Raw genomic sequence first — 20,631 nt, 5'->3', positions numbered from 1 at the left:
TCTTACGGCGCAGGTCCAATTAAAACGAGTGTTCTTGGTCTCTCAACATAACCCTCTCGCCCATCAGGAACGATTTCAACCAAATCGATTTGTGTTGGACTAATTTTAATAATCCGCCCCTGATTCATCCCCAGATAGCTTCCCACTTGCACCCGTTCAATCTGCCCATCTGGTGTTTGAATCAGTGCAATGGTTTCATTAGCACGGCCACGCATACTGCCTTTCATATTCAAAGACTCTAAGGCATAGCTTTCTAAAGGCTGAGGCTGGCGATTAAAATTAGGATAAACACGTTTACCTGCCATAATTTTTAATTCAGCCGCCAAAGAACTTGGCATAAATGGACTTTTCAGTTGGTGTGCTGCGTAATTAAATAGAGGAACTGGCGTAAAAATAGGCGCTGGTTCAATCGGTAACGGTGGCTGATTACGAATTTCAGCCATTTTTTGATTCACCGCATCAATGCGAGAGTCACACCCCACCATCCCAAGACCAACGAATAATGTAAGTAATAATTTATAATTATTCATTAGCGTTGCCCCCCTGAAACAGCAGTGCTATCAACCTGATCATCCGCCCCAACATAACGATAAGTTTTTGCTTTAACCGTATAATGGACAACAGGGATATCAGATTTTTTCTGAGTATCTTCTTTCGCTTCGACGATAAAATCATGCAAAGTTACGATTCGAGGCAAAGCGGCAATACCTGTCGCAAAAGCACCGAAGGCATGATAATCGCCTGTAGCTTCCAGACTAATTGGTTGCTCAATGAAGAACTCTTGTCTAACTTCTTTTTCTAAACGAATATTTTTAAATTTCAGACCCGAATTTACCCCAGTTAAGTTCATATCCTCAACCAAACTCGGAATTTCAGTTTCTTTTGGCAACTGCTCAAGCTGTTGATTAAAATTCGCTTCCATTTCTTGCAATTGAGTTTGGTATTGCTGCAAGTTGCGTAATTTAGATTCCTTTTCTCTAAACTCATTTAATAGACTTTGTTCACGCGCTTCAGCATTAGCTATCGTCTGTAGCTGCTTTTGGATCACAACGAAATAACCCAATGCCGCAACAGCGAGTAAAATAAAAATCCAACACGTCACTTTTACCGACCATGGCCAACTGCCATAGTTGTTCATATCTAAGGTATTAAATTGCTGAAAAAATTGCTCAACTGTCATTTTCTTTTTCTTTACAGCTGCGCCTTCTTGATTGAGATCATTTAGTTCATCTTGACTCATTGTGCGCCTCCCACTGTTACTGATGCAGCTGATTCTGAAGCAGGATCAGTTGTCACCGTGGTTCCAATTTCACCCAAGTCTACAGTAACAACGAAACTGCCATAATTTTCTTCGACACGAGGAACTAAAGAGCTAACGGCTTTATCTTTTTTCTCTTCTGATGCCAAAAACGAATTCATAAATGCGTTACGATACCAAGGTGAAGCTTCCAAATTTCGTAACAGCTCGGCAACGGTATTTGGACTCTCTGCTTTTCCTTCGATGGTAAATTTATCACCTGTACGCGTAAACTTAGTGATGTACATTGTTGGAGGGGTTACACGCACCAACTCATCAACCAAACGTACAATGACTGGTCGTTGTCCTTGCAGTCCTTGAATCAACTTCATGCGTTCAATAATCGCATTGCGACGCTCTTGCAATCCCTCTAATGACTTCAGTTGAACATCTAAGTTTTGATTGGTACTCACAATAAACTGGTTTGCTTGTTCTTGATCATTCAGCTTGTGATCAAAATACATCCATGCTGTAAATACAGATGCGATTCCTAAAGCAGCCACCCCAACACAAAATGCAATAAATTGTTTCTTTCTTTGTTCTCTTAGCTCATCACGCCAAGGGAGTAAGTTAATCTTTGCCATTAATCAAAACTCCTCAATGCCAAACCACATGCAACCATCAGTGAGGACGCATCATTTTCAATTTTTTTAATATCGATTTGTGGAGAAAACCCCATTTGTAAAAATGGATTGGCAATCGTTACTCGGTAACCTAATTTTTGTTGTAATAACTTCGCTAGACCGGGAATATTCGCATTTCCGCCTGCCAGCAAGATGTGATCAATTTCATTAAACTGAGATGATGAAAAGAAGAACTGTAGTGAACGTGCTGCTTGTTGTACCACTGCATCCAAGAATGGCTCTAACACTTCAATATCGTAATCATCAGGTAAGGTTCTTTCTTTTTTTGCACGACCGGCTTCTTCAAAAGATAAACCATAACGACTTTGAATATCTTGTGTCAGTTGACGTCCACCAAAAACCTGCTCACGCGTGTAGATAATTTTCCCTTTCTGCATAACAGATAAGGTGGTCATCGTATGGCCAATATCTAATATCCCAACGGTATTGGCACCCATCGGCAAGGTATCAGAAAAGACACAGAATGCACGTTCCATTGCATAGCTTTCAACATCTGCTTTCTTTGCTGTTAAGCCAGCCAGTTCCAACACTTCAACACGGGTATCTACATTTTCAGTACGTGTTGCAACCAGAAGTACATTCACCCGATTTGGATTATTTAATCGATCAGGCAGGACTTCAAAATCAAGACTCACTTCATCTAATGGGAACGGAATGTATTGCTCAGCATCCATACGAATTTGAACTTCACGTTCTTCATCCGTCATGTCAGCATCCATTTCTATAATCTTATTAATGACCATAGATGTCGGAATTGCCATCGCAACATTACTGGTGTGAGGATTCGCAAGGTTCACCACTCTTTCAAGTGCATCACCTACCGCCTCTGGGTTCAGAATGCTTTTTTCCACCACACTATTTTCAGGCAGCGGCATCACAGCATAACTTTCAACCCAATATCTACCGTTCTTTACAGAGAGCTCCAATAATTTAACAGTTGTCGAACTAATATCGACCCCTACTAACCCCTTATTTGGTTTACGATATAACCTGAGCACAGTACTTTCCTATTTATTTTTTTATCCCCAAAAAATACAACATACTAATTTGTTTTGGTCTTTAATTAATACGGATACAATATCTCATCTAACAATCCGCATGTCTAAAGGATATACTGACCACAATTAGTTTGCCATTCGCTCTTATTAAAACTTACTTATTATGAAAAAGCTATCCAGTTCTGGTATTGTTCGCCCATTTTTTTTGATCCTTATTATTATCTTAGTCTCACTTCCAATGGGATTCTATGGCATGTATCTCTATCTGGCACCATCTCTGCCAGATATGAGCTCATTAAAAAAGGCGCCACTTATAAAACCATTGCAGGTCTATACAGCAGATAATCAACTTATTGCTGAATATGGCGGTAACCTTTCCATTCCTGTTGAATACGAGCAAATTCCACCCACCTTTATCCATGCGTTTCTGGCTGCAGAAGATTCTTCCTTTTTTGAGCATAGTGGTATCAGTTTTAAAGGTCTCGGGCGAGCGATAACCGAGTCAATTACTGGATCTGATGTGCAAACGGGCGGCTCAACGATCACCATGCAGGTTGCAAAAAATTATTATTTAAGTCCAGAACGAACACTACGACGCAAACTAACAGAAGTCTTTCTTGCCAGAAAAATTGAACAAAATCTAAGTAAACAAGAAATTCTCAGTTCGTATGTAAACAAAATCTTTTTAGGTAAAAACGCCTACGGAATCGCAGCAGCAGCACGAATTTATTACAACAAAGAGATTGATGATCTAAGTATTGCCGAAATGGCGATGATCGCAGGCTTACCTAAAGCCCCATCTCGCTATAACCCTGTTGCCAATCCACAACGCGCACTGGAGCGCCGCAATTGGATTCTTGGGCGCATGTTACAACTCGGCTATATTAATCAAAATCAATACCAAAAAGCCGTCGCAGAGCCGATTAACTTAAATATGGTTGATCGCTCAGTGAGCAATGTATTTCCGTATGTGGGCGAAATGGTCCGTGCTGAATTAGTCAAACACTTTGGTGAACAAGCAACAGATTCTGGCTATAAAGTTTATACAACCATTGACAGTAAACGCCAACGCTATGCAGAACAAGCTCTCCAAGATGGTTTAGAAGCTTATGATCGACGTCATGGGTGGCGTGGTGCTGAAGCTCACGATCAACCATTGAATCAATTTATGGCTTTTGCCAATACATTTCCGGCTCAAGTGACCAAAGTCAATAACAATTCCTTTGAAGCCTTATTACAAGACGGCTCAACGGTTACTGTAAATTGGTCGGGCATGTCATGGGTTCGCCCATACCGCAATGTGAATAGCGTAGGCGGAGCACCTTCGAATGCCTCACAAATTGTTAAGGTTAAAGATATTGTTCGTTTACGTCCAAATAACGATAAAACAGCTTGGGCATTAACCCAAATTCCGCGGGTTCAAGGCCAATTGATTGCTCTAAATCCGAATGACGGCGCAATAGAAGCTGTTGTAGGGGGCTATAACTTTTATCATTCAAAATTTAACCGTGCCATCCAAGGCTGGCGTCAACCAGGTTCAACCATCAAGCCGTTCGTCTATGCCCTTGCATTAGAACGCGGCATGACGCCATATAGCATGGTCAATGATAGTCCAATTACCATTGGTAGATGGTCACCAAGAAACTCTGACGGCCGCTATCTCGGTATGATCCCGCTACGACGTGCTCTATATCTTTCTCGAAATACAGTTTCAGTACGTTTATTACAAAATGTTGGAATCGAGCGTACACGTCAGTTATTCATGGACTTTGGCTTACAAGAAGATCAAATTCCACGTAACTATACCATTGCCTTAGGAACGCCACAGGTACTGCCTGTACAAATGGCAACAGGGTATGCAACTTTTGCCAATGGTGGCTATCGTGTTCAACCGCATTTTATCCAACGTATCGAAGATGTCACTGGCAAAGTGATCTATACAGCCAAACCTGAATATGCATGTATTCCATGTATCAACAAGAATTCATCAGATGCCCAAGCTATAGCGCCAACAGATGAACAGCAAAGTAATGTTACTGAAATCACCAATCAAAGCCTAGAGCAAGACAATGCCGCTTCTGAAGTAATGGAAAATACAACTCAAACTGAACAAATGGTCAAAACCAACAGTGACTATCGTCAAGCACAACGCATCCTAAAATCCAGCTCTGCCTATGATATGGCTAACATATTACGTGATGTTATTCAGCATGGTACTGGTCGGGCTGCACTTCGAATCGGTCGTGATGATTTAGGGGGTAAAACAGGTACAACGAACGATGCCAAAGATGCATGGTTCGCTGGTTTCAATGGAAATCTTGTCGCGGTTGCTTGGGTTGGATTCGACCAACCACGAACACTGGGCCGCCGAGAATATGGTGGAGTCGCTGCATTGCCAATTTGGACGAACTTTATGGCAAATGCTTTAAAAGACACACCGTCTGCATGGGTAAAATTGGACAAAGATGCCAAAGACCCGATCTCACATGATCAAATGCAAGTTCAGCAAAATCAGGATCGTAAAGAATACCGAGCATCTCCACCTTTGGCTCGTCCACTTTATCGCCCTGCGCCGCCAGCGCCCACCACTTCAGCTCAAAGTGATTTTTCAGATTTATCTGAAACGACATCCAATACTGAACAGACGATCACCCCTGCGCGCAGACAGCCTCCAAACATGGGCTCTACCACCCAGAACCCACCACAACAAAGAGAGCGTGATGGTATCGAGAATTTAATTAATCAAATTCAATAGTTTCAAGTTTTAACAGAACCAACAGTCATCAATTTGGTGGCTGTTGGTTTTTTTCAAATACATAAATCTGAAAAGCAGCAATGACCGAAAATTGCTGTACTTGTTCTAGCTTCATACGTCGCTCAGGATTGGCTTTATAAGCATAAGGCGTCATTGCAATTAAGTTTTTTAATGCATATTGATCAAGCAACATTGGTGCTTCGACGCATTGTGATTGAACCAGCTTGAACTGCGCAGCTAACTGTTCCACAAATTTCTGAGGCTCATGCAAAGTTACTTGCTCGAACAAAGCTTCACGCAACTCATATAAATGTCTTGGTGCAGGTGTCACTACGATCAGATAAGCTTTCTCCCTTAATACGCGAACAATTTCACTTTGAGGAATTGGGCTAAACAAGCTGGTACACACATCAATAGTTCGGTCTTGTACAGGCAAAGTTGCTCCTGTACCGACAACCCAAGTGACGTTCGCATTGAGCTTGGCTGCACGCTGTATCGCTGTTTTGGCAATGTCTACCCCAACACATTGATCTGTGCACCCTTGCATTGCGCTCGTATAATACCCCTCACCACAACCGATATCTAAGACTGATTTAGGTTGTAGTTGCTGTAACAATGCAACCACCGTCTGTTGTAAAGGTTGATAAAATCCTGCCTGTAAAAATTCTCGACGCGCCAATACCGATTCAGGTGTATCTCCAGGTGTCTTACTGTGCTTATGCTGCACCACATGTAAATTGACATAGCCTTGTTTTGCCACATCATAACTATGACCATTCTCACATCGCCATGCATTTTCTGCCAAGTGTAGAGCTTGGCGACACACAGGGCACATCAATAAACTCATTCATTTTCTCCAAACATAAAAAAAGCTGGCATTTTCACCAGCTTCTTTCTTTGAATCGTGGCTTAACGTAATTTTAAGGTCATTAAACCTAAAACGACCAAGAAAATCGTAATAATCCAGAATCGAATGACCACCTGTGTTTCTTTCCATCCCTGCTTTTCATAGTGATGGTGCAAGGGTGCCATTAAGAACACACGCTTATTTCGCATACGCAATGAACCAATCTGCAAGAAAACAGAAATTGCTTCCATGACGAAAACACCACCCATAATCGCAAATACGATTTCCTGACGCACCATCACCGCAATCGTACCTAACATTGCACCCAATGCTAAAGCGCCAACATCACCCATGAAAATCTGCGCAGGGTGGGCATTGTACCAAAGGAAAGCTAAACCAGCACCCACCATTGCTGAACAGATCACCACCAATTCAGAGGTATATTTGATGTAAGGAATATGCAGATAAGTTGCAAAGCGAACATCACCAGACAAATAAGCAAATACACCTAAACCAGCAGCAACCATGACAATCGGCATAATCGCCAAACCATCTAAACCATCAGTTAAATTAACCGCATTCGAAGCACCATTGATCACCAAGTAAGTAAAAGCAATAAATGCTAAACCGAGTGGAATTGCAGAAAGTGGAATCGAAAGATTTTTAAAGAATGGTATCAACAAGTCCAACATGTTTGCCGTATGCACAGGACTATCTTGTTGTTTTGCAATCACATAAAGCGCAACACCCGCCCCAAGTGCAGCAAGTGAAGTCCAAAAGAATTTTTTTCGAGCAGGTAAACCAGCATTGTCTTTATAGCGAATTTTGATCCAGTCATCTGCCCAACCGACTGCACCGAACACCACCATCACCCCTAACACGATCCAAACATAAGGGTTAGATAGATCAGCCCACAACAAGGTACTGATCCCGATGGAGAGTAAGATTAAAATCCCCCCCATCGTAGGTGTCCCCATTTTTTTAGCATGGTTTTCTGGAGCAAAAGAGCTGACCGCTTGACCATATTTTAATGCTTGTAATTTACGAATCATCATCGGCCCAAGGAACAACCCGATCATCAACGCGGTCAATACACTCAATAAAGAACGTAGTGTTAAATAACGAACAACTTGGAACGAGCTGTTATACCCCGCCAATTGTTCAAATAACCATAGCAACATTTAAAGTTTCTCCATCAAATCAGCCATCAACGTTTCCATATGGGTATAACGAGACCCTTTAAAGAGGAAACTCATTGACTGGGGTTGATGTGTTTGGACTAAATTAATTAAAAACGGTAGAGCGTCTGCTTGTGTTGCAAATGCATGTAAATTTTCTGCACATCTAGAACCTTGTTGTGCTGCTTCAGCAAATTCACCAACCACCACCAAATGATCTAAGGGCAACTCAATCAAATCACGACCCAAATCATGATGTTCCTGCCAACTACTATCGCCTAATTCCCCAATATCCCCCATCACCATGACTTTTAAACCCTGCTGTTGTAGCAAGACCTTTGCTGCTGCGCGCATTGAGGTAGGATTCGCATTATAAGTATCATCAATGAACAGATAATTTTGATGTTGAATAAAGTTCAAACGGCCCTTGGCCCCTTGGGCTTGCTCTAAACCTTGAACAATATCATCTAAAGGTATACCTATCGCTAATGCAAAGGCAGTTGCTGCCGTCGCATTCTGCACATTATGTGCACCTGCAAATGGCAGATTGACTGTTCTCGAACCTTCTGGTGTATGGAGGTTAAATTGTGCAGACTGGGGATTCAGCTGAATCTCCGTTGCGTACACATCACCACCCTCACCAAAACTCAGGATTGGATGATTGCCTGCATTTTGACGGATAGTAGTGGTGAAATCATCATCTGAAGGAACAATGGCAGTCCCTTCAGGTAGGATATGTGCATAAATTTCGGACTTAGCACGACAAATTCCATCACGCCCACCAAACTCACCCAAATGAGCAGTTCCAATATTCAAAATCCCTGCAACATGTGGCTGGACTAAATTAGACGTATAATCTATCTCACCTTGGTGATTCGCACCCAATTCCATTACCGCAAATTGGTGCTCTGGGCGAAGCTCAAGCAACATCATCGGCACACCCAGATCATTATTCAGGTTGCCACGTGTGATTAAAGTCGGTGCTAAACGAGATAATATGCTGCCTAACATTTCCTTAGTGGTGGTTTTCCCACTGCTTCCTGTTAAAGCAATAACCTTTAACTGTTGATTTTGCTGACGACGATAAGTCCCTAAATGACCTAAAGCCAATCGAGTATCTTTGACAATCAACTGTGCAATATCTGAATCTATTGGGCGCTCTACAATCGCAATTTGACATCCTTGAGCGGCAACTTGCGAAACAAAATCATGTGCGTCAAAACGCTCGCCCTTTAAAGCCAGAAATGCATCGCCCATTTCCGCATGACGTGAATCCGTTAAAATACGCTTAATTTCACTCTTCGGAAGATTCTGCCGAAACCATTCCCCTTGAGTCGCTTGTTGTAATTGTTCTGCTGTCCACGCTTCTAATGGAACAGTACTGGTTGTTGAGGTATGCATGGTTTTTATTTACCTTTTAACGCTATTGTGCAGAATAAGCAGAATCTAAGGAATGTGGTTGGGCTGCTATCGCAGACTGCACCTCAACCACATCATCAAACCAATGACGCACGCCATCAATCTCCTGATAGTTTTCATGCCCTTTCCCTGCAATCACCACAATATCACCCGCTTGAGCTTGAGCAACGACAAATTTAATTGCTTCTCTACGATCATGAATTTCATGCATGAGATGCTCAGTAAAATTCATCCCTTGTTTCATGTCAGCAAAAATCTGTGCTGGATCCTCAGTTCTAGGATTATCCGAAGTCAAAATAACGGGATTAGCATGATCAAGTGCTGCTTGCGTCATCAACGGACGCTTGCCACGATCACGATCACCACCGCAACCAAATACCACCCACAGTTGACCTGTAACATGTCGCTTCAAAGTTGTTAGCACTTGAATTAAAGCATCTGGCGTATGTGCATAGTCCACCACGAACAGGCGATTTGAATCTTGAATCACTTGCATACGACCCGGCGCGCCTTGAAGTTGTGGCACAAATTCAACTAAATCCGCCAAGTCGAATCCTGCACACTCAGCAGCAATTAAACTTGCCAATAAATTTTCAACATTAAAATGCCCAAGCAATGGACTGTGAACTGCATATGAACCTGTTGGTGCCAACAGCCTAAAATTCGCGCCGCTCAAACGATACTCTAAAGCATCGATATGATAATCAGCCGCTGCTTGGGTTAAGGAGTACGTCAGAATTTTCGGTTGAGATGGATTGGCTTTAGCCGCATCTAACATGAGTTGGGCATATGCATCATCCAGATTAATCACCACTGCTTTTAAGGTCGTAAATTTGAAAAGCCGCGCTTTTGCTTCAGCATACGCTTCTAATGTACCGTGATAATCCAAATGGTCACGACTTAAATTACTGTAAACCGCTATTTCCAAATCGCAGCCATTCAGACGACCTTGCTCCAATCCATGTGAGCTTGCTTCCAATGCCACAAATCTTGCACCTTGTTTTGCATAATCATGCAAAGCATGTTGAAGTTGCAAAGCATCTAAGGTGGTATGGGTAGATGGTGTTAAATTGGGTAAAATACCATTGCCCGTGGTGCCCATCACCGCACAACCTTTACCTTGCGAGCTAATCAACTCAGCAATCAGGCGTGAAATCGTGGTTTTTCCATTAGTACCTGTGACTGCAACACCGCATATAGGCTGTACAGGATCAACTGCCTGTAAATATTGCTTTTGCCACTCTCCCATTTGATAGCGAACATCAGGACAAACCCACTCGTTTGTCACCCCCAATGTCGCTTCACTGATTACGGCGAGTGCTCCAGCATCCAAAGCATTTTGAGCAAACTGGCGTGTTTTTTCAGGTTGGCTATAACTGTTCAGGGCAATAAAAATTTGCCCCTTCTGAACCTTACGACTATCTAAACTAAAGCCTTGAAAAGGTTGTGTATACCAAACCGCATCTATGCTGATCGGATGTATCTGTTGAAAACTAATCGACATAATTTACCTACGGATTGGTTTTTATAGAAGTATCTAATGGTTTATCTAATGGTACATTTAGCAAACGTAATGACTCTTGCATGATCTTGGCAAATACAGGCGCTGCAACTAAACCACCATAATAACGACCTTGTGGATTCTCGACGACAACAATCATTGCCAAACGAGGATCACTTACAGGTGCAACACCTGCAAACAAGGCACGATATTCACTGTTCGAATAACCTTTTCGGTCAGCACGAAGTTTGTGTGCTGTTCCTGTTTTACCGCCGACGCGATAACCCGGAATAACAGCTTGTTTAGCCGTCCCACCAGGTAAGGTCACTTGTTCCAACATCATCAAGACTTGATCTGCAATCTTAGGGTCGAGCACCTGTCGCCCTTCAGGCACCTGATCGAGCTTATGAAGACTCAAAGGCATTTCCACGCCATGGTTTGCCAACATGGCATAACCTTGTGCAAGCTGTAAGATCGTCGCATTCAAACCATAACCATAGGCCATCGTACCTAATTGTGATGAGTTTAATTTATCGGCAGAATAGAGTAAGCCTGCACTTTCACCGGGGAATTTTACATCTGAGCGTTGACCAAACCCAGCTCGACGGAAGAAAGAAGGCAATGCCTCCTTCGGTAAAGATAATGCCAACTTGGCAGATCCAACATTTGATGACTTGACAATGATTCCCGTCAGCGTCAATGCGCCATAGTTATGTGTATCACGAATAGTATGCCAACCTAAACGCATTGTGCCCGGAGCGGTATTCACAATCGAGTTCGGGGTGTATTGACCACTTTCCAATGCCGCAGCAACGGTAAACGGCTTCATGGTTGAGCCTGGTTCAAACATATCAATTGCACCGCGGTTACGCATGGCATCTTTATTGCTCAAACCACCTTTGTCATTTGGGTTGTAAGAAGGCCAACTGGTCATCGCCAAAATCTCACCCGTTTTGACATCCACCGCAATCGCAGTGGCAGAACGTGCATTATTTGCCACGCCCGCCGCAGTCAGCTCCCGATACATGATGTATTGCAAACGCGAATCGATACTAAGGGTAATATTTTCACCAGATTCGACTTCTTTAATCACTTCTGAAACTTTTAAGCGATTGCCCTTTTTATCACGAATAATTTTTTGTTCGCCATCCACACCAGCAAGTCGAGTATTCAACTGCATTTCTAAACCTTCAATCCCCCGACCTTCACTATTGGTCAAGCCAATAATCTGGGCATTCGGTTGCGGTTGAGGGTAATAGCGCTTATAACTTTTCTCCGTATAAACACCCTGAAAATTATGTTGAAGAATCAAATCTGCTTGCTGTGGTGGTACTTCACGCTGTAAGACTAAATAACGAGATCGAGCTCGATCCGTCATGTGTTTTTTCAGCGTTTTACGATCCATACCGACAACGTCAGCCAACTCATCTAAATTCAGATTTTTATTGGGTAATTGGCGTCTTAATCGACGATTATTCGGATCCTTTTTCAGTTCAGCAGTAATCTCATCAAATTGGGTCTTGGCATCCCAATAATCTCTTGGGTCAATCACAATTTTCATGATCGGTGTACTAATCGCCAAAGGAACGCCATGTCGATCACTGATCACACCGCGCATCGCCTCTAAACGTTCAGTACGCAAAATATTGGCATTGGCCTTATTCTGAAGAAAGTCCTTATTAATAACCTGTACATAGAAAGCACGTGCAACAATCACGATAAAACAAAGTAATACCGTTCCCCAAAGCAAATAAAACCGCCACATATCCAAAGCCAGTGTCGGTTTAGCAGAAATGGATTGCTGTTTTTTTCGTGTTGGTTTATTTCGCTTGTCTACCATACAGCGTGCCTTATTTATCTTGCTTTGAAGTCGTTGGTAAAGAAATCACAACCGTTTGGGATGCAGGTGGTGAAAACATACGGAGCTGAGTCACAGCACGAGAGCCGATTTGTGCAGTTGCGCCAAAAGTTTGCTGTTCAATCAGCAAACGTCCCCACTCTGCATTCAAGTCATCTCTTTCTCTCATTTGCGCACTCAAGTCACGATAGTCATGTCGGTATTCAAACACTTGAAATACCACCATCAATGCACTTGTGAACACCAGTGCAACGAGTACAGCATAAACAACGACTTTTTTAAGTCCAGTTTTGCTGCTTGTTATTACCTCGTCATCATTTTTGTTGTCCATTATTTGCCTTTTTTCTCTAAACGTTCTGCCACGCGCAACCATGCACTGCGTGAGCGAGGATTTGCTTTTACTTCTGCTTCACTCGCACGAATACGAGAGACTTTCTTTAAACGGCGGGTATCAATTTGCGCTTGAGGCATTCCCCAACCATGATCTTCAGCCAAAGTTGACTCTTTTTGAATAAATTGTTTGATCAAACGATCTTCCAAAGAATGGAAGCTAATCACTGCCAATTGCCCTGTTGGTTTTAATAATTCTACAGCTTGCGGCAAAAATATCTCAATATCATCTAGTTCTTTGTTAATTGCGATACGAATCGCTTGGAAAGTGCGCGTTGCAGGATGTTTATGCTTCTCCCATTTAGGGTGAGCCACTTTAACAATCTCAGCGAGTTGAGCTGTAGTTGTAATTTCACCGGCCAACTTAATCGCCTTGGCAATACGTCGGCTATAACGCTCTTCACCATATTGGTAAATAATATTGGCTAATTTTTCTTCTTCAATTTCGAGTAACCACTCTGCGGCAGTCAAACCTTGAGAGTTATCCATACGCATATCAAGAGGACCATCTTGCATAAAGCTAAAACCACGCTCTGCTTGGTCAAGCTGAGGGGAAGATACCCCAAGATCCGCCATAATCCCGTCAACTTCAACAATACCAATCTTGGCTAACTCAGCTTGAATGTCAGCAAAACTAGCATGGATGATTTTAAAACGAGAATCTTCTTGTTCTAACTGAGCTGCAACCTCAAGTGCTTGTGGATCTTTATCAAAGGCATAAACACGCGCATTTGGATCAAGCTTGGAAAGCAACAACTTGGTATGACCACCACGACCAAAGGTTGCATCGACATAAACACCCGTGTCGCGACCTGCCAATACGCCATCAACCGTTTCGTGAAGTAAGACAGAAATATGCGACATAAGAGATAAATCAACAGCTAAAAATGTAACTGCACATTATCACCTTGTTTTAAGCCAGCACCAAACGACTTTTTGTAGAGAATTCTTAACTTTTCATAGGCAAAACCGTTTTCTCGACTTTTTCCAATCAATAAAAAAGCAAATCTCGCTAAAGATTTGCTTTTCGAAGGACTAGAATGATGATTCAACGAATCAGTCTATTATTTTTGTGAATAAATTTGGTCAAAAATCGCACCATTCACAAAGTGTGTTTTTTGTGCTTTTTCCCATCCACCAAATACATCATGAATGCTGAATAATTTGACTTTCGGAAATTGTGCTGCATATTTGGCAGCAACCTGAGGATTCCTTGGTCGAAAATAATGTTTTGCCGCAAGTTGCTGCCCTTGAGGAGAGTACAGAAAATTTAAATACCCTCGAGCAAGCTGGCGATTGCCATTTTTATCTACTGTTTTATCGACAATCGCAACTGAGGGTTCAGCTAAAATGGAGATCGAAGGATAGATGATTTCAAATTTATCCTTACCCAAACCCTGAGTTGCTAACAGCGCTTCATTTTCCCATGACAAAAGAACATCACCAATTCCACGCTCTGCAAAGGTGGTTAATGATCCACGTGCGCCTGAATCCAAAACTTTTACATTGTGATATATCTTTTTGACCAGTTCACGAGCTTTAGCGTCATTGCCTGCTGGTTGTTTCAAGGCATACCCCCAAGCAGATAAATAAATCCAACGGGGCGCTCCTCCCGTTTTTGGATTGGGCGTAATAATTTCCACCCCATCTTTGGTTAAGTCATTCCAATCACGAATATTTTTAGGATTGCCTTTACGCACTAAAAAAACTACGGTCGAGGTATAAGGCGCGGAGTTATCTCTAAATTGTTTCTGCCAATCTTTTCGAATTAAGCCTGCATTAGCAATTTCATCAATATCATTTGCCAACGCCAATGTAACAACATCAGCTTGTAAACCATCGATTACGGCTCTTGCTTGCTTGCCAGAGCCCCCATGAGACTGTTTAAAATCAATATCCTGTCCAGTTCTATTTTTCCAATATTGACCAAATGCTTGATTATATTCTTGATAAAACTCACGCGTGGGGTCATAAGAAACATTTAAAAAAGTTGTTGCTGCATGAACCAGACTATTTATACCAAAAGCAACAAATGCTACCGCGATTATTTTTTTCATTCATCTTACTCATTAGTTTGTGTTTTGCTCAATATACACATATATAAAAATTAATATAATCAATACTTTATAAATAAATAATCATTGTTTTTCTTATTTTTTGATATAGAAAAAATGCTTTAGATCCAAATCAATGATATGAAGCTGTTTCATCCCAAATACATATTGACAACTCTCCATGTTTTCTACACATTTGCTTGCTAAATTTAGCTTGTATACAAAGTAGCCAAACTGTTATTAATAGAGGGTATTAATAGCTATAAATTTTATTATTTTTGTAAAAAGTGTGACGTAGTTCTACTTTTTTATTAAGATTTATGTTTGAATCGTATTATTAAAGCAATACTATATTTGCTTAGTTAGTCTTTTAGGCTCAATTAATGAAGGGGATGTTAGCAATGCGAGCATTAGAAATGAAAAAAACATTATGCCTTAGTTTATTTTTAGTATGTTCTGTACAAATTGGACATGCTGCTGCTATTAAAGAAAATAACAACATAAAAACCATGGAAAAAACCACTTCACCGATTGTGAAAGCCCTTGACCAGCAAAAGCGTAATAACGTTATGCTACCGTCTACAGATGATGAGTTAAAAATGTTGAATACGATTCGTACGACGCCGACTCAAACATTTTTTGCCAGCCAACATGAACGCTTTTCACGTTTTGTACAGACGATATTCCAACCACATAGCTCTTAGTTTTTAAATATGTAACCCTTCACATGTTTAAATGAGCCTAGTCATGTTGTGACTAGGCTTTTTCGTTATAATAGCTTCAATTCTAATTTAACGTCCTGATTACCTATGAAAGTTCGTACCCGTATTGCTCCCTCTCCTACAGGTTTCCCACATGTAGGTACTGCTTATATTGCATTATTTAATTTATGTTTTGCGAAACAGCACGGCGGTGAATTTATTTTACGTATCGAAGATACAGATCAACTGCGTTCAACTCCTGAATCTGAAAAAATGATTTTAGACTCATTACGTTGGTTAGGTCTGAACTGGTCTGAAGGTCCTGATGTAGGTGGTCCACATGCACCTTATCGCCAATCAGAGCGGATGGGAATTTATAAACAATATGCGCTTGAATTGGTCGAAAAAGGTCATGCTTTCTATTGTTTCGCAACTGCAGAAGAACTCGATCAAATGCGTGCGGAACAACAAGCTCGTGGCGAAACGCCTAAATATGATGGTCGTGGCCTTAAACTCACACAAGAAGAAGTACAGCAACGTTTAGCCGCAGGTGAACCACACGTTATTCGTATGAAAGTGCCAGAAGACGGTATCTGCAAAATCAATGATATGTTACGTGGTGAAGTTGAGATTCCATGGGCACAAGTAGACATGCAAGTATTGTTAAAGACTGATGGACTACCAACTTATCATCTTGCCAACGTCGTTGATGATCATTTAATGCAAATTACACATGTATTACGTGGTGAAGAATGGTTACCATCAGCCCCTAAGCATCAATTACTGTATCAATACTTTGGTTGGGATATGCCAACGCTTTGTCACATGCCACTGTTGCGCAACCCTGACAAATCAAAACTCTCTAAGCGTAAAAATCCGACTTCTATCAATTACTATCGTGACATTGGTGTCTTACCTGAAGCCCTCCTCAACTATCTCGGTCGTATGGGATGGTCAATGCCAGATGAACGTGAAGTATTTACGCTGCAAGACATGATCGAGAACTTCGATGTACAGCGTGTTTCATTGGGTGGACCAATCTTTGATGTTGAAAAGCTTAACTGGCTCAATGGTCAGTGGATTAAGGGCCTAACACCTGGAAAACTCCTAGATCGTCTATTGTCGTGGAAAAGTGATCGCCAAACCCTTGAAGATATTGCTGCCGCTATTCAGCCTCGTATCAACTTACTTTCTGAAGCTGTGAATTGGGCAGGTTTTTACTTCAATCACATGCCACAAATTAGTAAAGAGCAATTTGAAAGTAAGAAATTAACTGAAGAGCAAGTTCGCCAAAGTTTACAGTTTGCGATTTGGCGTTTAGAAAGTCAGTTTACGTGGAATAACGATACAGTGAGTCAAACCTTAATGGACTTGGCAAATCAAATGGAGATTAAACTGCGTGATTTCATGCCAGCATTCTTTATTGCAATTGCGGGTTCAACCAGCTCTACTCCTGTGATGCAGGCAATGGTTACACTTGGACCAGATTTAACCTTTGCACGCTTACGTCATGCCTTGGAAATTGTAGGCTCTCCAAGCAAGAAAGAATTGAAAGTTTGGGAAAAGTTAAATGAATCGCTAAAATTGCCGAAAAATGATGCAACTAGTGAGAATTAATTCAATTTAATCATTGACGTGTGAGGGTAATCCCCCTAATATTGCCCTCACACAAACTGGGGCCATAGCTCAGTTGGTAGAGCGCTACAATGGCATTGTAGAGGTCAGCGGTTCGATCCCGCTTGGCTCCACCAAATTTTAAGATTAGAAAAGTAAAACTTTTCCTTAAAATTTAAGCAAACAGCTACGCTGTGCACAGGCAAGCTCAGTTTAAATGTGTACAATATTTTATTGAACACAAACCATGCCTCATCTGTCCCTATCGTCTAGAGGCCTAGGACATCGCCCTTTCACGGCGGTAACCGGGGTTCGAATCCCCGTAGGGACGCCATATTCTTTCTCTAATAATTATATTTTTCTCACAATCTTTCCATTAATCGGATTGCACATTTCCGAATTTTACATAAAATAGCCGCTTCTCCATGTTTGGACAAATTGTCGTATGCAATCTTCCAACTCAAATACTCATCAGGATCAAAATGCGCCACAAACATTAAAACGCGCAATGAGTACTCGCCACTTAGTGATGCTATCTCTCGGTGGTGCGATTGGTACAGGGCTATTCTTAGGTTCGGGTGAAGTTATCGCCCAAACAGGACCGATTGGTGCAATTCTCGCTTATATTCTAGGTGGTTTAATCGCCTACATGGTGATGTTATGCCTCGGTGAACTTGCCGTACATATGCCTGTAGCAGGGTCTTTCGGTACATACGCCAAACACTATATTGGTCCAGGCACAGGGTATATGGTCTCTTGGCTATACTGGCTCACTTGGACGGCAACCTTAGGTACAGAATTTACCGCTGCGGCTCTGCTCATGCAGGAATGGTTTCCACATATTTCGATGTGGATTTGGACCATTATTTTTGCAGTGACTATTTTCGGGCTAAATCTGAGTTCTACTCGCATCTTTGCAGAATCTGAGTTTTGGTTAGCTTTGGTTAAGGTTGTGACCGTCATTGCCTTTATTATCCTTGGATTGCTAGCCATTTTTGGTCTAATTCCTTTCGAAGGCAAAGAATCGGCTCCGTTGTTTCATAACTTGACCTCACACGGTTGGTTTCCTCAGGGTCTCATTCCAATTTTTACCACAATGCTGATTGTCAACTTTGCCTTCTCTGGCACAGAGTTGATTGGGGTCGCTGCGGGTGAAACTAAAGATCCAGCTGTAAATGTACCTAAAGCGATTAATGCAGCGATTTGGCGCTTATTAATTTTCTTTGTGGGTACCATTATCGTCATTAGTGCCTTATTGCCTTTTGAAATTGCAGGCTTGGGCGGTGAGGGCGTTAGTAGCAGCCCGTTCGTCACGGTATTTAATTATATTGGTATCCCATATGCAGATGACATCATCCGTTTTGTGATTATTACCGCATTACTTTCTGCAGCGAACTCAGGGCTTTATGCAGCATCACGTATGATGTGGTCTCTATCAGATCAACGCCAACTGCCAAGTGTTTTCTCAAAATTATCTAAGGGCGGCACACCGATTATCGCGCTTGTGGTGACCATGTTTGGTGCGATACCAGGGCTTTTATCAGAACACTATGCGCCTGAAACCATCTTTAAAAATCTCTTAGGTGTTGCTGCGTTTACCATGGTAATCGTATGGATGTGTATTTGTTGGAGTCAATTTAACTTTAGACGCCAATGGTATAAAGCGGGTTATACGGCAAAGGATTTGAAATTTGCTGCGCCACTATATCCAATCGTGCCAATCTTAGGTTTTGTTTTCTGTACAATTACAGGGTTAAGTATGGCCGCAGATCCAGAAATGCATGCTGGTTTTATTGCTTGTTTAATCTTTATCGCAGGATGTTATTTGAGCTATTACATGTTCTACCGTGATCGCACATAATAAGCACCTATAAAAAATGCAGCTTAGTCTGCATTTTTTTATACCACCATAAAATCAGAATGATCATAAATTTAGATATAACTGCTTATTTTTGATTATTTATTCCTCAATATGTTTTATTTTTAGACACTCATTCTATTTTTTTAAATTTTATGCGGAAAAGTGTTTGACACCCCACTTAATTCACCCTAATATACGCCCACCTCTGAAACGTCCCTATCGTCTAGAGGCCTAGGACATCGCCCTTTCACGGCGGTAACCGGGGTTCGAATCCCCGTAGGGACGCCAATTTATAGTTTCAGATGTATGCCTCATATAAGTCCCTATCGTCTAGAGGCCTAGGACATCGCCCTTTCACGGCGGTAACCGGGGTTCGAATCCCCGTAGGGACGCCAAATTCTAGAAAGCCACTGCATGACAGTGGTTTTTTTCTATCTATATGTTGTATTTGCTATTCGATACCAATACCAACTTGCACTTCCAAACGTCCTGATTGAACACGCAACCCACGAATTTCAAATTGATCAACCAACTGCTGTACCAACTCACGGCTTTCTTGCAAAATATTCAAACCAGGTAAAATACTAAAGTCGGTTAAATTTAATAACTTATCAACCATCCATGAACGATTGTTAATAAAGTCAATAAAACCTGCTTCTTCAAGATCGATATACCAAATGCGATGCCCTTCTTTTTGAATACCAGGCACATCACGAATCAAATGATTGATCAGAAAAGGAATAGGTAATGAATTAATCAGATCAAAACTGATATTACCAACTCGCCGTGTTGCCCAGTTGGTGAGTGTACCGCCATGACGAACTTGTAGATCTAGATGTTCGTCAACCTGACGCAATCGCAGATATTTTTCTTGACCGATACGACACTCCAAGACATTAAACTCAAGTGATAAACGGTACAAGAAGCGATGATAATGTCCATCCAATTCAATGTGAAAGCGATCATTTCCACACTCGACTTTAATATCATCGATCTCACTGCGATCAATCCGCTTTCTAATCTGATTATTGAGTAACATTTCGGGAAGATACAAGGTTAGGCTGCTTCGCCCCAACGAAGCACGTGCCATACTCAATGCAACTTGACGTGCTGCTTCACTGGTTTCAGTCACCATACCGCGCACAGAGTTTCGTACCCCCTCTACACCACGTTTAGTATGATGCGTGACGTGATCTAAAGCATCTAATGCTGCATCAGCCACCTCTGCGATATTACGAGATGTATCACTGGCAAACTCTACCGCATCCTGTGCGTGTTGTAGCGTTTTATTAATTAGGCGACGTGACAATGATGGCTTCTCATCAGATGATGCTGTGTCGGCAGGCATAATATCGAACATTGCCTTTTTATCATCTTGTCGATTCAAGATGTTCTCCCTCTTCCCTTTCTTACTCGTTCATTGTTATTCGTGACGATTCACTTTTTGAACAGTTCGAATCTTTCTTTCTAGATTAGCATGCAACAGAAAGCGATTTGCTTATTTTTGTTGCATA

General features: G+C 41.7%; 17 protein-coding genes and 4 tRNA genes. 8 read left to right on the top strand and 13 right to left on the bottom strand.

Going from position 1 to position 20,631, the window contains the following annotated elements:
- Positions 1-2 precede the first annotated feature (2 nt).
- From DS737_RS01285 to DS737_RS01270, 4 genes are read right to left on the bottom strand one after another with little or no spacing between them, the layout of a single operon-like run.
- Positions 3-530, bottom strand: coding sequence for a pilus assembly protein PilP (locus tag DS737_RS01285; RefSeq protein ID WP_004641321.1), 528 nt, complete (start codon positions 528-530; stop codon positions 3-5).
- On the bottom strand, positions 530-1,240 hold the full coding sequence (locus DS737_RS01280) for a type IV pilus inner membrane component PilO (protein WP_005088515.1): 711 nt from the start codon (positions 1,238-1,240) through the stop codon (positions 530-532). Before DS737_RS01280 ends, DS737_RS01285 begins: the two co-directional genes overlap by 1 nt.
- Positions 1,237-1,881 carry a PilN domain-containing protein gene (locus tag DS737_RS01275; protein WP_004641325.1) on the bottom strand — a complete coding sequence of 215 codons (645 nt, stop codon included), beginning with the start codon at positions 1,879-1,881 and terminating at the stop codon, positions 1,237-1,239. Before DS737_RS01275 ends, DS737_RS01280 begins: the two co-directional genes overlap by 4 nt.
- Positions 1,881-2,939: a pilus assembly protein PilM gene (locus tag DS737_RS01270; RefSeq protein ID WP_004641327.1), complete on the bottom strand. Its 1,059-nt coding sequence runs from the start codon at positions 2,937-2,939 to the stop codon at positions 1,881-1,883. The genes DS737_RS01275 and DS737_RS01270 overlap by 1 nt, the downstream gene beginning before the upstream one ends.
- Before the next feature lie 163 nt (positions 2,940-3,102).
- Here DS737_RS01270 and ponA point away from each other — a divergent pair, with 163 nt between their 5' ends.
- Positions 3,103-5,694: a penicillin-binding protein PBP1a gene (gene ponA / locus DS737_RS01265; protein WP_113996585.1), complete on the top strand. Its 2,592-nt coding sequence runs from the start codon at positions 3,103-3,105 to the stop codon at positions 5,692-5,694.
- Between the two features lie 28 nt (positions 5,695-5,722).
- On the opposite strand, the gene DS737_RS01260 is transcribed toward ponA, so the two are convergent.
- From DS737_RS01260 to DS737_RS01225, 8 genes are all read right to left on the bottom strand, one after another.
- A complete protein-coding gene (locus DS737_RS01260) occupies positions 5,723-6,541 on the bottom strand; it encodes a putative RNA methyltransferase (protein ID WP_113996584.1) in 819 nt (272 codons plus the stop codon).
- Between the two features lie 62 nt (positions 6,542-6,603).
- Positions 6,604-7,722: a phospho-N-acetylmuramoyl-pentapeptide-transferase gene (mraY, locus tag DS737_RS01255; protein ID WP_005087040.1), complete on the bottom strand. Its 1,119-nt coding sequence runs from the start codon at positions 7,720-7,722 to the stop codon at positions 6,604-6,606.
- Positions 7,723-9,120 carry a UDP-N-acetylmuramoyl-tripeptide--D-alanyl-D-alanine ligase gene (locus DS737_RS01250; protein WP_113996583.1) on the bottom strand — a complete coding sequence of 466 codons (1,398 nt, stop codon included), beginning with the start codon at positions 9,118-9,120 and terminating at the stop codon, positions 7,723-7,725.
- A 22-nt stretch (positions 9,121-9,142) separates the two neighbouring features.
- Positions 9,143-10,642, bottom strand: a complete 1,500-nt coding sequence (locus DS737_RS01245; protein ID WP_113996582.1) for a UDP-N-acetylmuramoyl-L-alanyl-D-glutamate--2,6-diaminopimelate ligase — start codon at positions 10,640-10,642, stop codon at positions 9,143-9,145.
- 7 nt (positions 10,643-10,649) lie between these two features.
- Positions 10,650-12,479, bottom strand: coding sequence for a penicillin-binding protein PBP3 (gene ftsI / locus DS737_RS01240; protein WP_004641338.1), 1,830 nt, complete (start codon positions 12,477-12,479; stop codon positions 10,650-10,652).
- 10 nt (positions 12,480-12,489) lie between these two features.
- The gene (gene ftsL / locus DS737_RS01235) at positions 12,490-12,828 is read right to left on the bottom strand and encodes a cell division protein FtsL (RefSeq protein ID WP_004641340.1); all 339 of its coding nucleotides are present in this window, start codon (positions 12,826-12,828) and stop codon (positions 12,490-12,492) included.
- Positions 12,828-13,751 carry a 16S rRNA (cytosine(1402)-N(4))-methyltransferase RsmH gene (rsmH, locus tag DS737_RS01230; RefSeq protein ID WP_005087045.1) on the bottom strand — a complete coding sequence of 308 codons (924 nt, stop codon included), beginning with the start codon at positions 13,749-13,751 and terminating at the stop codon, positions 12,828-12,830. Before rsmH ends, ftsL begins: the two co-directional genes overlap by 1 nt.
- Before the next feature lie 200 nt (positions 13,752-13,951).
- Complete coding sequence (locus DS737_RS01225) at positions 13,952-14,944, bottom strand: sulfate ABC transporter substrate-binding protein (RefSeq protein WP_005087046.1); 993 nt, start codon at positions 14,942-14,944, stop codon at positions 13,952-13,954.
- Between the two features lie 398 nt (positions 14,945-15,342).
- Here DS737_RS01225 and DS737_RS01220 point away from each other — a divergent pair, with 398 nt between their 5' ends.
- The 7 genes from DS737_RS01220 (at position 15,343) to DS737_RS01190 (ending at position 19,512) form a co-directional block, all read left to right on the top strand.
- Positions 15,343-15,645, top strand: a complete 303-nt coding sequence (locus DS737_RS01220) for a hypothetical protein (protein ID WP_017395591.1) — start codon at positions 15,343-15,345, stop codon at positions 15,643-15,645.
- 105 nt (positions 15,646-15,750) lie between these two features.
- Entirely contained in the window at positions 15,751-17,259 is a 1,509-nt protein-coding gene (gene gltX, locus DS737_RS01215; protein WP_113996581.1) for a glutamate--tRNA ligase, read from the top strand.
- 58 nt (positions 17,260-17,317) lie between these two features.
- A tRNA-Ala gene (locus DS737_RS01210) sits at positions 17,318-17,393 on the top strand.
- Positions 17,394-17,514: 121 nt separating this feature from the next.
- Positions 17,515-17,590, top strand: a tRNA-Glu gene (locus DS737_RS01205).
- A 111-nt stretch (positions 17,591-17,701) separates the two neighbouring features.
- The gene (locus tag DS737_RS01200; RefSeq protein WP_004641352.1) at positions 17,702-19,117 is read left to right on the top strand and encodes an amino acid permease; all 1,416 of its coding nucleotides are present in this window, start codon (positions 17,702-17,704) and stop codon (positions 19,115-19,117) included.
- Positions 19,118-19,329: 212 nt separating this feature from the next.
- A tRNA-Glu gene (locus tag DS737_RS01195) sits at positions 19,330-19,405 on the top strand.
- Positions 19,406-19,436: 31 nt separating this feature from the next.
- Positions 19,437-19,512, top strand: a tRNA-Glu gene (locus tag DS737_RS01190).
- 56 nt (positions 19,513-19,568) lie between these two features.
- On the opposite strand, the gene DS737_RS01185 is transcribed toward DS737_RS01190, so the two are convergent.
- Positions 19,569-20,504 (bottom strand): hypothetical protein, encoded by a 936-nt coding sequence (locus DS737_RS01185; RefSeq protein WP_004641354.1) that lies wholly within the window; start codon positions 20,502-20,504, stop codon positions 19,569-19,571.
- Between the last annotated feature and the right edge of the window lie 127 nt (positions 20,505-20,631).

This window comes from Acinetobacter haemolyticus, assembly GCF_003323815.1.
Classification (GTDB): Bacteria; Pseudomonadota; Gammaproteobacteria; order Pseudomonadales; family Moraxellaceae; genus Acinetobacter; species Acinetobacter haemolyticus.
The sequence above is the reverse complement of the archived record's forward strand: the minus strand, read 5'-3'. Positions and strand labels throughout refer to the sequence as shown.

Coding starts and splice junctions, on each gene's coding strand:
- DS737_RS01285 (WP_004641321.1), bottom strand. CDS start 530: ATGAATAATTATAAATTATTACTTACATTATTCGTTGGTCTTGGGATG.
- DS737_RS01250 (WP_113996583.1), bottom strand. CDS start 9,120: ATGCATACCTCAACAACCAGTACTGTTCCATTAGAAGCGTGGACAGCA.
- ftsI (WP_004641338.1), bottom strand. CDS start 12,479: ATGGTAGACAAGCGAAATAAACCAACACGAAAAAAACAGCAATCCATT.
- ftsL (WP_004641340.1), bottom strand. CDS start 12,828: ATGGACAACAAAAATGATGACGAGGTAATAACAAGCAGCAAAACTGGA.
- rsmH (WP_005087045.1), bottom strand. CDS start 13,751: ATGTCGCATATTTCTGTCTTACTTCACGAAACGGTTGATGGCGTATTG.
- DS737_RS01220 (WP_017395591.1), top strand. CDS start 15,343: ATGCGAGCATTAGAAATGAAAAAAACATTATGCCTTAGTTTATTTTTA.
- DS737_RS01280 (WP_005088515.1), bottom strand. CDS start 1,240: ATGAGTCAAGATGAACTAAATGATCTCAATCAAGAAGGCGCAGCTGTA.
- DS737_RS01260 (WP_113996584.1), bottom strand. CDS start 6,541: ATGAGTTTATTGATGTGCCCTGTGTGTCGCCAAGCTCTACACTTGGCA.
- DS737_RS01275 (WP_004641325.1), bottom strand. CDS start 1,881: ATGGCAAAGATTAACTTACTCCCTTGGCGTGATGAGCTAAGAGAACAA.
- DS737_RS01225 (WP_005087046.1), bottom strand. CDS start 14,944: ATGAAAAAAATAATCGCGGTAGCATTTGTTGCTTTTGGTATAAATAGT.
- DS737_RS01200 (WP_004641352.1), top strand. CDS start 17,702: ATGCAATCTTCCAACTCAAATACTCATCAGGATCAAAATGCGCCACAA.
- ponA (WP_113996585.1), top strand. CDS start 3,103: ATGAAAAAGCTATCCAGTTCTGGTATTGTTCGCCCATTTTTTTTGATC.
- DS737_RS01245 (WP_113996582.1), bottom strand. CDS start 10,642: ATGTCGATTAGTTTTCAACAGATACATCCGATCAGCATAGATGCGGTT.
- mraY (WP_005087040.1), bottom strand. CDS start 7,722: ATGTTGCTATGGTTATTTGAACAATTGGCGGGGTATAACAGCTCGTTC.
- gltX (WP_113996581.1), top strand. CDS start 15,751: ATGAAAGTTCGTACCCGTATTGCTCCCTCTCCTACAGGTTTCCCACAT.